This window comes from Streptococcus sp. CCH8-H5 (assembly GCF_001556505.1).
In the GTDB taxonomy this organism is placed as follows: Bacteria; Bacillota; Bacilli; order Lactobacillales; family Streptococcaceae; genus Streptococcus.
On the sequence record NZ_LSIZ01000025.1, the window covers coordinates 54,164 to 67,986 of the forward strand.

The window sequence follows — 13,823 nt, forward strand, 5'->3', positions numbered from 1 at the left end:
ATTTAAGTAGTATCATGCGTTCGGTGCATTATTTGATGCCATGATGATAATACTTACCAAGACAACAAAGGTAACTTGCCAAAGAATGAAGGCCAAGAAATCCCCACCTTTAAAAATAAGCAGATCACAAAGTAAAATAGCCAACAGCACAGCATTTTTTCTAAAAAGTTGGTCACAGTTTTTCCAAAAAGTCTCAAAAGAAATATTGGCTCCTATCTTACGAACAAACTTCACATGATAAATAATCTCAACCAGGGATGCCACAGCTACTGTAGTTAGCAGTTCGGTCAAAGAGACATCCATACGAAAACCAAAATAAAGAACGACAAGCTGAGAGAAAATAATTACTGTGATCACACGAATATGGTTGGCCACGATAAAACCTCCTAATGGCAAACATGAATAAAATACCTTATAGATACTCATTACTGCCCTTAATATGTCTACTCATTATAGCATAAAATAAGAGCAAAATTAGAAAAATTCTAACAGTTTCGGCTTTGTAGCATTTCTTGTCTCAGACCACAAAAAAAGAGTCAACCAAATCATGGTGCGACTCCTCTTTGTTTATGCTAAATAATCTATTTATGCCAATTCATCAATTGATGTATACTCTCTGTCTAAGCCCTTTGCAACCGGTTTGCTAGTAATATGACCTTGGTAGGTTGTAACCCCTTGACGCAGACCTTCGTCGTCGTTAATGGCTTTTCTGAATCCTTTTCCTGCAAGGGCTTCGATATAAGGCAAAGTGACATTGGTAAGGGCAATGGTTGATGTACGTGCTACAGCTCCTGGGATATTGGCAACGGCATAGTGAAGAACACCATGTGTTTCATAAACGGGCTCATCGTGAGTGGTCACGCGATCCGCAGTTTCAACAACCCCACCTTGGTCAACGGCAACGTCAACAATAACTGAACCTGGACGCATTTGTTTAACCATATCGTCAGTAACGAGTTTCGGCGCTTTTGCACCTGGGATAAGAACAGCACCGATAACCACGTCAGCATCTCGGACACTCGCTTCAATGTTGAGCGGATTTGACATAAGTGTTTGAATTTGACTACCAAAGACTTCCTCAAGGACAGACAAACGTTTAGCACTGATATCAAGGATAGTCACTTGAGCTCCAAGTCCAAGGGCAATGCGGGCTGCATGTGTCCCTACGACACCACCACCGATAATAGTCACTTTCCCTTTAGGAACACCAGGTACCCCACCTAGGAGAACGCCAGAGCCACCCTCTTGTTTGGTCAAGAAGTGAGCACCGATTTGAACGGCCATACGTCCTGCAACTTCACTCATTGGAACCAAAAGTGGTAGGTGACCTTCTTGGCTACGTACTGTTTCATAGGCCACACCTGTTGTCTTAGCATTGACCATAGCATCTGCCAATTCTGGAGCTGCTGCCATGTGCAAGTAGGTAAAGAGTAAAAGATCCTCACGAAGGAAGCCATATTCTGCTGCAAGAGGCTCCTTAACTTTAACCACAAGCTCAGCTGCCCATGCTTCTGCAGCAGTTGCAACGATTTTAGCACCTTGATTGGCATAATCTGCATCCGCAAAACCAGAGCCAAGGCCTGCATTTGTTTCGATTAACACGACATGTCCCTTAGCCACAAGACTTTGGACACCTGCAGGCGTTAGAGCCACACGGTTTTCGTTATTTTTGATTTCTTTTGGAATACCAATTAACATACGTTTCTCCTTATTCGGAAGTTATAAGGTCAAACATCAAAAAGATGACTTGACCACTCCCTATCTATTTTTGAAATGATAACGCTTTCATTTTATCTAAAAAACTCAAAAATAGCAAGTGAAAAATCTTCCCTCCCTTTCTAAGTCCTGAAATCTTGCTTCTAAAATACGACAAAAGAACCCAACCAATCGGCTGGGTTCTTAAGTGTAAACTAAATGATCAAAAGAATATTTTTCCTTAGGCACGTCCTCCTTTTCAATATCAAAAGTAGTACCAATTTAAAGTCCTTAAGCTTTATTTAAAACTCTTAACAAAATAATCAAAGAGTCCTTGGTCTTTTAAGAGCTTATGTTCCAAGAGAAACTCAGGATGCCACTGAACACCTATAAATGGGGCGTCAGTGAAGCTCTCAACTCTCTAACAAGCTTTTCATTACTGGTAATACCGATTAAGGGAATGGTCATTTGCCTTTCTCCTTAAAATAGTCAAGTAGGAAAAGGGCGTTTTCCACATAGTAATTCACAGCTACTGGCAAGGCCTCATCTTTCACAAGGAAATCATCATGGTGCCAGTCTGGTGCATTTTCTTCACCATTTGAGCCAACAAAGGCAAAGACTCCTGGTATTTCCTTTTGATAGGCCGCAAAGTCTTCGCCCCCTGTTGATGGCAGCGTTTCAATCACTTCTGCAAAGGCCTTAGAATTTTCAAAGATGAGTGGTGTGAGTGTCTGGTCATTGTAGGTCACGTAAGGTGAATTACCCCAAGTAATGTCAACTTGAGCACCAAACTGATTCGCTGTCGTCTGAACAACTTTTTCAAAGCGGGCAATGACATCTTCACGAACCTTAGGCTCAAAGGTACGAATCGTTCCTTCGAAAAAGCCCGCTGCTGGAAGAACATTCCAAGTATTTCCAACTTCGATATGAGTAACTGACAATACAGCTGATTCAAAGGGCGATACTGTACGAGCCACAATCTGCTGTAAATTGTTGATGATGGTCGTAGTGACCAAGACCGTATCCACACCCAAATCAGGACGGGCCGCATGGGAAGAAACACCCTTAACATCAACCCTAAACTGCTCCACTCCGGCCATGATGGCACCTGAACGAAGACCAATCTGACCCGGTTTCAAGTGAGGATTATTGTGATAACCGATGATAGCTGACACACCGTCAAGACCACCCGCTTCAATGACCTGATAGGCCCCTTGGAAATTTTCCTCGGCCGGTTGGAAAATCAAGCGAACAGTCCCCTTAAGCTCTGCTTCTCTCTCTTTTAAAAGCTGAGCAGCTCCAAGTAGAGAGGTCTGGTGAAAGTCATGACCACAGGCATGCATGGCCCCATTGTTGCTGGCATAAGGAAGTCCTGTCTTTTCCTTAATCGGTAGGGCATCAATATCAGCACGCAAAGCAATAATCGGATGACCTGACCCAATCTCAGCGACGAGTCCCGTCTTCAAGGGATAATTTAAAGGCTCAATACCTAGATTTTTCAAATAACCTTTCAAAAAGACTGTCGTCTCGTGCTCCTCCTCAGAAACCTCTGGATGTTGGTGAATCTGATGACGTGTCTTTGCTAAATGATCGTAAAATGCTTCTGTCATAATGAACCTCCCTCTCTGATTAGACTTGGTCATTGCTCCTGACTTACTTCAGTTCTCAATCGAATTGATACCATCATACCACCAGAAACAAGGCTTGAGAAATTAAAAAAACTTATGGAATGCCATAAGTTTCACTTATACCCCTAGAAAAGACCGTCGTTATGGGCCTTACAGTATTAAGCCTCCTGATAGGATAGACCTATCAGGAGATTGAAAGTTCCTATCGCACTTTAAGCCACATAGGGCTGCTAGCCAAGATAAGTACGTAAGATTGCTTTTTCCGCTTCGGTCAACGTTCGGTAGGAGCCAACTGCCATCCCTTCATCAAGCTTAAATGCTCCAAAAGAAATACGCTTAAGATAGGTCACCTTGACGCCATAAGCCAAGAACATCTTTTTCACCTGATGAAACTTACCTTCTGAAATCGTAATTCTAGCACAGCTCTTGTCACTTGCAGAACTTAAAACTTCCAGCTGAGCTGATTGACAAATAGTACCATCTTCAAAAACAACACCAGACTTAAAAAATGCAGGTGCATCAGGCCCAAGAACATCATTGACCTCGACATAATAAGTCTTAGCCACATGATAACGTGGGTGAAGCAGGGCAAATCCCAAGGGACCATTGTTAGTAATCAGCACCAATCCTTCCGTATCTCTATCCAATCGCCCAACAGGATAAAGCCCCTCTCGCTGATCTTCAGGCTTAATCAAATCAATGACTGTTTGGTGTTCCTTGTCCTTTCGAGCTGACACCACCCCTGACGGCTTATTCATAAGGTAGTAGACTTCTGGCGCATGCTCCAGTTCCTTACCAGAAACCGTAATAGTTTGAAGACTAGCATCCACATTAAGATTATCTTGTTCAGCCAAGATGCCATCCACATATACCTGACGGCTACGAATAAGCTTCTTAACTTGATTGCGAGAACCATAGCCCGCCTGCCCTAATAATTTATCTAAACGCATAACCCTATTGTACCACGGATAAGCTTGGTCTAGCAGACTAAAAAAGCCTACCTAAAAGGTAGACTTATACTACTAACAATTACACATTCACATGGAAAACATGACCGACCAAGAAGGTCACAAGCATGGTCAAGAGTCCTACTGTCAAATTACGCAACATCGCTTGTTTAACAGGTGCTTTTCCAAGCTTGGCACTGATATAACCAGTCAAGAGCAAGGTAAGGGCAACCACGACCACTGTTACAGGAATACGGTAAGGCTCTGGGAACAGCATAATAGCTAGTGCTGGTGGCAAGGAACCAACTGAAAAAGCCAGAAAACTAGATACAGCAGCATGCCATGGATTCGTAATTTCATCCAAATCCACCCCATATTTTTCCTCAACCAAGACCTTAATAGGATTTTTACTGAAGGCTTGATTGACCTTGACTTCGGCTGCTGTTTCGCAATCCCCCTGACTGAGGAAGGTTTGGTACAAACTCTCTCTAGCTGCTTCAGGTGAGCGATCCAGGAGAGCTTGTTCCTTAGCGATGGCAGCTTCTTCGGTATCTTTTTGCGTTGAGACACTGACATATTCGCCACCGGCCATCGAAAAGGCACCGGCAAAAATCGCTGACAAGGCAGAAATCAAAATAAACCAGATGTTTGATGTCGCACTAGCCACACCGATAACCACTCCCGCAATGGAAATGATTCCATCATTGGCACCTAAAACACCAGCTCTCAAAATATTTAAACGCTCTGCAAAATTCTTATCTTCCAATTTATTTACTCCTTATTTAGAATCATTCTAAAAAATATTATAACAGTTATTTAGAATGATTACAAATAATAAAACTAAAAAGTAAAATGTTTAAGGTTCACTCCAGTCACACACAAACTCCAAAGCTAATAAAGCTACCTTATCTTTTTCATCTAAATCCTCATGACTAGATAAGTTTCGGATATCCCATTTTTCTTCAGAGAGGTGGTCTGCCGCGTAGAAGAAATGGCAGAGCTCAAAGTCCCGAAAAGCTGCTAATGCCGCCACGGCAGAGCACTCCATATCGACGCAGATAGCTCCGGCTTCCTTTCGACGCTTCATCTTGCCGATGGTTTCCCGATAGGGAGCATCTGTCGTCCACACTTTTCCTTTCTGATAGGAAACCTTGTGACTATCCAGAAAAGATTGGAAGAGAGGAAGGCTTTCCTTATTTACTTCCACTTCATCACTAGCCGGAAGATAGTGGTAGCTGGTCCCTTCGTCTCGAAGAGCTGCTGTTGGAATGATGATGGAGGTCGCCTCAATATCTTGGTCCAAAACCCCACAAGTCCCAAAGAGCACTAGTTTTTCCATCCCAAATTGAATCAAATCCTCTATAATCCCCACACAGGAAGCAGCCCCAACTGGTGCATTAAAGACAGCAATCTGTTGGTCTCCAATCGTAATCCCATAGACCACGACTTCAAAATTAGCCATAGAGGTTCTTGCAATGACCTCATGGTCATAATTCTCAAGGAAGCGAGCAAAAGTTACTCTTGAAAAGCAAGAGATGACAACTTTGGGAAATCCTTCAATTGGTTCGTGTAAGTCTTGTGGATTGATAATCGCTTGTCTATTATCATCAAATTCAGTTAGTAGCATACATGACCTCCTTAGTTTTAGGACCCATTATAACACAGTCAAAACCACCCGTGAGAATGATATGCCCCCTGTCAAGTAGACAGGTTAAATATCTAAAAAGTGTCTGTTTTTGAAGGTCAGTCGTACAAAATAAATGTACGGCTGTTTTTTTATGCAGACCACTTAGACTTGTACTTTTCAATTTTGTTATTCTTAGCGATTGGGTATGACAAAGGATGTTCTGATGATAAGGCAACGTTTCTTACTTCTAGAGGCGTTTTACAGTCATACCTACTTTGTGGACGCTCTTGACAGTAAAATCGGATATAGTCTTTGATGGCATATCGGAGGGAGGCCTCATCTGAAATCTCATACATCTGATACATTTCCGATTTTATAATTCCCCAAAAACCTTCTATTGGTCCGTTATCAATACAATGGCCTACTCTTGACATGGATTGAACCATATCAGTATCTTTCAGCTTTTTTTGAAAGTTCTTATTGGTATATTGAAACCCTCTATCGCTGTGAAATATAGGCTTAGCTGTGGGATTTTTTTCAATAGCTTTGTTAAATGTTTTGAAGACTAGCCGATTGTCATTTCGACCACTTATGACAAAAGCAATAGGATAACGGTCATATAAATCAAGTATGGCACTAAGATAGAGTTTCTTATGAGAGTTAGGAATCTTAAACTCTGTAACATCTGTTACCCATTTTTTGTTCGGAGCAGTTGTATAGAAGTTTCTTGCTAACTTATTTTCTACAGTCTCTTCAGGCTTAGCAGTCTTGTATTTTTTCTTTTTCTTACGGATAATGGCGTGAATATCGAGTATTTTCATAATTCGGTGAATTCTCTTTCTCGAGTAATTCGTATGATTGAAATGATTGATCCATTCTGTCATTCTTCGATATCCCAAGATATGCGAGAAACGTTCGTCATATTCTTTAATTAATTCCGCAATTTCGCTGTTTAATTGTTCTTGTTCTGGAACTATTCTATGTTTCCATTTATAAAATGCAGACCTCGTAATGCCGAGCTGATGACACATCCAGCTAATGCTCCACCCTTTATTGGTGTTGAAGTCTTCGATCGCTAAGTATTTTGATTCGTGGCGCTGTTTGCCTAGCCTCACATCCTTCCGAATTCTTTCACTTTTTTTAAGAGTTCAACAGCCATATCCTTTTCTTCTAACTGACGTTTTAAGCGCACATTTTCTCTTCGTAAACGTTCTAATTCATCAACCTCATCATCTAGTTTGTGATGACCCCTTTTGTCAACTAAACCTTCTTCACCATCACTATCATACTTTTTCACCCACGAATACACTTGGCTATAAGAAACATCATAAAGTGACGCCGTTTCCTTATAATTGCGATTGTGTTCAATACAATAGTTGACAATCTCTTTGCGTTCATCAATAGTGGTTTTACGTCTTGTTTTTGCCATATAGACCTCCCGTTTTGGATTGTAATCCTTAAGTTCTATATTGGCATTATACATCCTAATCCACTTTCTTAAAAGTCCTGAAGAAATATCATACTGATGACCTAAATCAATAGATGAAGCCTCACCACTAATACATTTTTCTACAAGTTCCATTTTAAATTCTTTTGAATAGGAACGGTTTTTTGTTTTCTTTGTGAATCCTAAAATCCCATATTTTTTATAGATGGCAGCCCAATCTTGAATCGTCCTTGTGGAAATATGGAGACAGTTACATATCTCAGATTTGGAACGATTACCATTAATATAATCGAGACAAGCTTGTTCTTTCTCGTATGGGGTGAACCTTTCTCTTCTAGACATAAAAATACCTCTTAAGTAGATTTTAGGTATTTACCTTGTCTACTTAAGAGGTATCATATCATTCTCACGAGTGGTTTTGACTAATACGAAAAAAGCCTCCTACTGGAGACTTTTATTTAACTAATGTTAGATTAGTTTTTTGAAGCTTCTTGGAAATCAGGGTTTTTCCATGCTTCATCAATGATAGCTTGCAATTCGTCAGCAGAAGCTTTCATTTTTTGTTGTTCAGCATCGTTCAATGGGATGTTAACTGGACGTACGATACCGTGTGCACCTACGATAGCAGGTTGACCGATAAAGACGTTGCTTACACCATATTGACCTTCTTGGAATACAGACAATGGAAGTACTGCATTTTCATCGTCAAGAATAGCTTTAGTGATACGAGCAAGGGCAACAGCGATACCATAGTAAGTAGCACCTTTTTTGTTGATGATTGTGTAAGCGGCATCACGAACACCTTCGAACAATTCAACCAATTCAGATTCTTGAACGTTTTGAGTGTCTTTAAGGAATTCTTCAAGGTTTACACCGGCGATGTTAGCGTGTGACCAAACGGCAAATTCTGAGTCACCGTGTTCACCCATGATGTAGGCGTGAACTGAACGAGCATCAACGCCAAGTTTTTCAGCAAGTGCTTGACGGAAACGAGCTGAGTCAAGTGAAGTACCTGAACCGATAACGCGTTCTTTAGGGAATCCTGAGAATTTCCATGTTGAGTAAGTCAATACGTCAACTGGGTTAGCTGCTACAAGGAAGATTCCATTGAAGCCTGATTCAACAACTTGAGTAACGATAGATTTGTTGATAGCAAGGTTTTTACCAACAAGATCAAGACGAGTTTCACCTGGTTTTTGTGGAGCACCAGCAGTGATAACTACAAGGTCAGCATCCGCACAGTCTTCGTATTTAGCTGCGTAGATTTTTTTAGGTGAAGTGAAAGCAAGCGCGTGGCTAAGGTCAAGCGCATCACCAACAGCTTTTTCGAACAATTGTGGAATTTCGATGATACCAAGTTCTTGAGCGATACCTTGGTTTACAAGTGCGAAAGCGTAAGATGAACCTACGGCACCGTCACCAACGAGGATGACTTTTTTGTGTTGTTTAGTTGCAGTCATGGGTCTAAACATCTCCTTATTTTTTAATTGGGTTACCCCGTACACTGCTTATTCTACCACTTTAAGTGATGGATGTCACGAAATAATAAGGAAATAATAGATGAAAGCGTTTACACAACTGAAAAGTAAAGCGTTTTATGGTATAATATTATAGAAATTTTCTATACTCTTTTATTAGAGTTTGGAATGATTTGAATGAAAGAAAAGAGGCATTTTTAGAGTGCAAGATAATAATTTAATTGACGTTAATTTGACGTCTGAGATGAAGACAAGCTTTATCGATTATGCCATGAGTGTTATCGTGTCTCGTGCTCTCCCAGATGTTCGTGACGGTTTAAAACCTGTACAACGTCGTATTCTATATGGAATGAATGAGCTTGGGGTGACACCTGATAAGCCACATAAAAAATCTGCCCGTATTACCGGGGATGTCATGGGTAAATATCACCCACACGGAGACTCATCTATCTATGAAGCCATGGTTCGTATGGCGCAATGGTGGAGCTACCGTTACATGTTGGTTGACGGTCACGGGAACTTTGGTTCTATGGATGGTGATGGGGCTGCCGCTCAGCGTTATACTGAGGCGCGTATGTCTAAAATCGCCTTGGAAATGCTTCGTGATCTCAATAAGAATACCGTTGATTTTCAAGATAACTATGATGGATCAGAACGTGAGCCAATCGTTCTTCCGTCACGTATTCCAAACCTTCTTGTCAATGGTGCGACAGGGATTGCCGTTGGTATGGCGACTAACATCCCACCACACAATTTGGCTGAAACGATTGATGCTGTCAAATTGATGATGGATAATCCTGAAGTCACAACACGTGAACTGATGGAAGTTCTTCCTGGTCCAGACTTTCCAACTGGTGGCTTGGTCATGGGGAAATCTGGTATTCACCGTGCATATGAAACTGGTAAGGGTTCTATTGTTCTTCGTTCGCGTACTGAAATTGAAACAACTAAATCAGGTCGTGAGCGTATTGTTGTCACTGAGTTTCCTTACATGGTCAATAAGACCAAGGTTCATGAACATATCGTTCGTTTAGCTCAAGAAAAGCGTATTGAGGGGATTACAGCAGTCCGTGACGAGTCTTCTCGTGAAGGCGTACGCTTTGTCATCGAAGTGCGTCGTGATGCTTCTGCCAATGTTATCTTGAACAATTTGTTCAAATTAACGCAACTTCAGACTAACTTCAGCTTCAACATGTTGGCCATTGAAAAGGGTGTTCCTAAAATCCTTTCTTTGCGTCAAATCTTGGCTGACTATATTGCTCACCAACAAGAAGTTGTGGTTCGTCGTACACAGTTTGACAAGGATAAGGCTGAGGCACGTGCCCATATTTTAGAAGGTTTGTTGATTGCCCTTGATCATTTGGATGAAGTGATTACGATTATCCGTAACAGTCAAACTGATGCTGAGGCTCAAGCTGAGTTGATGGCTCGCTTCGAACTCACGGAACGTCAAAGTCAAGCTATTCTTGATATGCGTTTGCGTCGTTTGACAGGTTTGGAACGTGATAAGATTCAAAATGAGTACAATGATCTCTTGGCTCTGATTGCTGATTTAGCTGATATTTTGGCAAAACCAGAACGTGTCATTGCTATCATCAAGGAAGAATTGGACGAAAGCAAGCGTAAATTTGCAGATGCTCGCCGCACAGAGCTTATGGTTGGAGAGGTCATTTCTCTTGAAGATGAGGACCTCATCGAGGAAGAAGATGTTGTTATCACTCTCTCAAATAAAGGGTATATTAAACGTTTAGCCCAAGACGAGTTCCGTTCACAAAAACGTGGTGGTCGCGGTGTCCAAGGTACTGGTGTTAACGATGATGACTTTGTTCGTGATATTGTCTCAACAAGCACCCATGATCACCTTTACTTCATGACTAATAAGGGGCGTGTATACCGTCTTAAGGGGTATGAAATCCCAGAATACGGTCGTACAGCCAAAGGCTTACCTATCGTCAATCTCTTGAAGTTGGACGAAGGTGAGACTATTCAAACAGTCATTAATGCCAAGAGTGATCAAGCTTCTGAAAATAATCACCTTGTCTTTGTAACTCGCCAAGGTCTAGTTAAACGTACAAAAGAAACGGAATTTAAGAACATTCGTCAAAATGGGTTGATTGCCTTGAAACTTAGAGAAGGTGATGAGCTAATCAATGTCTTCTTGACTACTGGTAATGAAGAAATTGTCATTGGTACTAAATTTGGTTACAGTGTACGCTTCAAAGAGGACACTATTCGAAGCATGAGTCGTATGGCTGCCGGTGTTAAAGGGGTAACTCTTCGTGATGGTGACCAAGTTGTTGGTGCAGCTGCCATTACAGAAGACCAAGAAGTCTTGATTATCACTGAAAAGGGTTACGGTAAGCGTACCTCAGCTACTGAATACCCAACGAAGGGTCGTGGTGGTAAAGGTATCAAGACTGCCAATATCACAGAGAAGAATGGTAACCTAGCAGGTATTGTAACAGTGTCTGGTGATGAGGATATCATGGTCATCACCGATACAGGTGTTATCATCCGTACTGCCGTTGCTAATATTTCACAAACTGGTCGTGCCACTCAAGGGGTTAAGGTCATGCGTTTGGATGACTCTGCTCGTATTGTTACCTTTGCTTTAGTTGAGCCAGAAGAAGTTGAACAAGCTTCCGAAGATCAAGAAAGTGGTGACAACTAATGAGCAAAGATAAGAAAAATAACGTAACAAAAAAACGCCGTAAGTGGCTTGATATTCTTCGCTGGGTGTTGATTATTGTTCTCTTGGTTGTTGGTTTAGCCTTGATTTTCAATAAGTCTATTCGAAACACAGTGATTGCTTGGAATACAAATAAGTATCAAGTGAGCAAGGTTTCTAAAAAGACTATTGAGAAAAACAAGGAAGCTAAGACTAGCTTTGACTTTGATACCGTTAAATCAATTAGTACAGAGTCTGTCTTGCAGGCACAGATGGATGCTCAAGAGCTTCCTGTCGTTGGTGGTATTGCTATTCCAGAGGTAGGTATCAATCTCCCTATTTTCAAAGGACTCGGCAATACAGAGTTGACTTACGGTGCAGGAACGATGAAAGAAGATCAAGTCATGGGTGGTGAAAACAACTATTCACTAGCTAGCCACCACGTCTTTGGTATTGCCGGTGCATCTGATATGCTATTTTCACCGCTAGATAAGGCTAAGGAAGGTATGAAGATTTATCTTACGGATAAAAATAAAGTCTATACTTATGTTATTAGTGAGGTGAAGGTTGTTCAACCAACTGAAGTAGCAGTAGTTGATGATACACCTGGCAAGTCTGAAGTTACCCTTGTAACTTGTACGGATGCCGAAGCAACTCAGCGTACAATCGTCAAAGGTGAATTGAAATCACAGGTAGATTTTGACAAGGCAAGTTCAGATATTATTGAAGCCTTTAATAAGTCATACAATCAATTTCAAAGTTAAGAAAGGGCCTTCGGGTCTTTTTCAATGGAGGAAAATATGTTTTTAAATACAGTGCACCATGTTGCTATTATTGTTTCTGATTATGACTTGTCTCGAGATTTTTATGTCAATAAACTTGGTTTTGAGATTATTCGGGAAAATCACCGTCCGGAACGTCATGATTATAAGTTAGACCTACGCTGTGGAGGTATAGAACTTGAAATCTTCGGCAATAAGATCAGTGATCCGAACTATGTGGAGCCCCCAAAACGTCCGTCTTATCCTGAGGCATGTGGCTTACGTCATTTAGCTTTCAGAGTGACTAATATTGAAGAGGTCGTCCAAGAGTTAGAACAAAAGGGTATCTCCTGCCAACCTATTCGCAAGGACACTTTTACCGGTGAAAAGATGACTTTCTTTGCTGATCCAGATGGTCTTCCTTTGGAGTTGCACGAGTAGTTTTTTTAACCTTAATTTTTTAAGTCATGGTATAATAGGTGAACGGCTGAGCCTAGAGTCAGTCGTCCTTTAGGAGATTATGGAATACTATTCTATTTTCGAAAGGAAACACACATGAAATTGAAAAAACTTCTTGTTACTGGGATGGCTATGTTGGCTTCAGTAACAGCCTTTACTTCGGTTGCTCAAGCAGCAACATCATCACAAGTCCAAAAGGTTATTGATGAATCTTATGTTCAACCAGACTATGTGATGGGGTATTCATTGTCGGAAGAGCAACGAAATGAAACCTTGAATTTATTAGGGTATGATAGTAGTAAGGATACTAATGTCAAGACCTTGACGACATCTGCTTACGCTAATATCATGAATGTGGCTGACGATTCTAGTCTTCAGCTATATTCTTCGGTTAAGATTGCTAAGCTGGGTGCTAAGGAAACCTTGAGTGTAGAGATTGTGACACCGCAAAATATCACGAAAATCACTCCAGATATGTACCGTAATGCTGCCACGACACTTGGTATTGAACATGCTAAGATTACGGTAGCAGCACCAATCGCAGTTACTGGAGAAAGTGCCTTGGCTGGTATTTACTATTCCCTTGAGCAAAATGGAGCTAAAGTTTCAGATGAAAGCAAAGAGCTTGCGCAAGAGGAACTCAAAACCCTTTCTCAAATTAATGAGGAAAATTCAGGTAAGACTGACTATGATGCAGACAAGCTTAATGTAGCTATGACTGATATTAAGTCAGCTGTTGCTGATAAAGGGGATAAGTTGACTGAAGACCAAGCTAAAACGATTGTTCAGCAAACAATTAATAATTACAACTTGAATCTTTCTGATACGCAAATTAACCTTCTGGTGAATTTTGCTATGAATTTATCTAAGTCTTCAATCATTGATAGTGCTAGCTTTAAGTCAACCTTGAGTTCACTTAAAGATTCTATCGTTTCGAAAGCTGGTAATACTTTCTCTGGAATCAACCTAAACTTTAATGCCAACAAAGCGGTTGAGAACAGCAAAAATATTTTTGCACAAATCTGGCAAGCTATCGTAGATTTCTTTACAGGACTTTCTAAATAGTAAAAGAGCTATCCATTTGGATGGCTTTTTTCTATTTTTCAGAAAATA

General features: G+C 40.9%; 13 protein-coding genes. 4 read left to right on the top strand and 9 right to left on the bottom strand.

From position 1 onward, the window contains the following. Positions 1-12: 12 nt before the first annotated feature. The 9 genes from AX663_RS01005 to AX663_RS01045 all read right to left on the bottom strand — a co-directional run bounded on the left by AX663_RS01005 (position 13) and on the right by AX663_RS01045 (position 8,804). On the bottom strand, positions 13-375 hold the full coding sequence (locus tag AX663_RS01005) for a hypothetical protein (protein ID WP_225791443.1): 363 nt from the start codon (positions 373-375) through the stop codon (positions 13-15). A gap of 210 nt (positions 376-585) precedes the next feature. Continuing rightward, the gene (gene ald / locus AX663_RS01010) at positions 586-1,698 is read right to left on the bottom strand and encodes an alanine dehydrogenase (protein WP_060972456.1); all 1,113 of its coding nucleotides are present in this window, start codon (positions 1,696-1,698) and stop codon (positions 586-588) included. Positions 1,699-2,159: 461 nt separating this feature from the next. Next, positions 2,160-3,305 carry an amidohydrolase gene (locus AX663_RS01015; protein WP_060972457.1) on the bottom strand — a complete coding sequence of 382 codons (1,146 nt, stop codon included), beginning with the start codon at positions 3,303-3,305 and terminating at the stop codon, positions 2,160-2,162. Positions 3,306-3,553: 248 nt separating this feature from the next. Further along, a complete protein-coding gene (locus AX663_RS01020) occupies positions 3,554-4,273 on the bottom strand; it encodes a 16S rRNA pseudouridine(516) synthase (protein WP_060972458.1) in 720 nt (239 codons plus the stop codon). 79 nt (positions 4,274-4,352) lie between these two features. Then, positions 4,353-5,036 carry a VIT1/CCC1 transporter family protein gene (locus AX663_RS01025; protein ID WP_014634083.1) on the bottom strand — a complete coding sequence of 228 codons (684 nt, stop codon included), beginning with the start codon at positions 5,034-5,036 and terminating at the stop codon, positions 4,353-4,355. Between the two features lie 90 nt (positions 5,037-5,126). Beyond that, positions 5,127-5,897, bottom strand: a complete 771-nt coding sequence (locus tag AX663_RS01030) for a nucleoside phosphorylase (RefSeq protein ID WP_060972459.1) — start codon at positions 5,895-5,897, stop codon at positions 5,127-5,129. A gap of 149 nt (positions 5,898-6,046) precedes the next feature. Continuing rightward, positions 6,047-7,012 (bottom strand): IS3 family transposase, encoded by a 966-nt coding sequence (locus AX663_RS01035; protein WP_048788265.1) that lies wholly within the window; start codon positions 7,010-7,012, stop codon positions 6,047-6,049. Continuing rightward, positions 7,009-7,686, bottom strand: a complete 678-nt coding sequence (locus AX663_RS01040; protein WP_049545350.1) for a helix-turn-helix domain-containing protein — start codon at positions 7,684-7,686, stop codon at positions 7,009-7,011. The genes AX663_RS01035 and AX663_RS01040 overlap by 4 nt, the downstream gene beginning before the upstream one ends. Positions 7,687-7,817: 131 nt before the next feature. Continuing rightward, positions 7,818-8,804, bottom strand: a complete 987-nt coding sequence (locus tag AX663_RS01045) for an L-lactate dehydrogenase (RefSeq protein WP_060972460.1) — start codon at positions 8,802-8,804, stop codon at positions 7,818-7,820. A gap of 220 nt (positions 8,805-9,024) precedes the next feature. Here AX663_RS01045 and gyrA point away from each other — a divergent pair, with 220 nt between their 5' ends. From gyrA to AX663_RS01065, 4 genes are all read left to right on the top strand, one after another. Further along, a complete protein-coding gene (gyrA, locus tag AX663_RS01050) occupies positions 9,025-11,493 on the top strand; it encodes a DNA gyrase subunit A (protein ID WP_060972461.1) in 2,469 nt (822 codons plus the stop codon). Beyond that, a complete protein-coding gene (locus AX663_RS01055; protein WP_060972462.1) occupies positions 11,493-12,254 on the top strand; it encodes a class A sortase in 762 nt (253 codons plus the stop codon). The genes gyrA and AX663_RS01055 overlap by 1 nt, the downstream gene beginning before the upstream one ends. 36 nt (positions 12,255-12,290) lie before the next feature. Beyond that, entirely contained in the window at positions 12,291-12,692 is a 402-nt protein-coding gene (gene gloA2, locus AX663_RS01060; RefSeq protein WP_060972463.1) for an SMU1112c/YaeR family gloxylase I-like metalloprotein, read from the top strand. 114 nt (positions 12,693-12,806) lie between these two features. After that, positions 12,807-13,775 (top strand): DUF1002 domain-containing protein, encoded by a 969-nt coding sequence (locus AX663_RS01065; protein WP_060972464.1) that lies wholly within the window; start codon positions 12,807-12,809, stop codon positions 13,773-13,775. Positions 13,776-13,823: the final 48 nt, after the last annotated feature.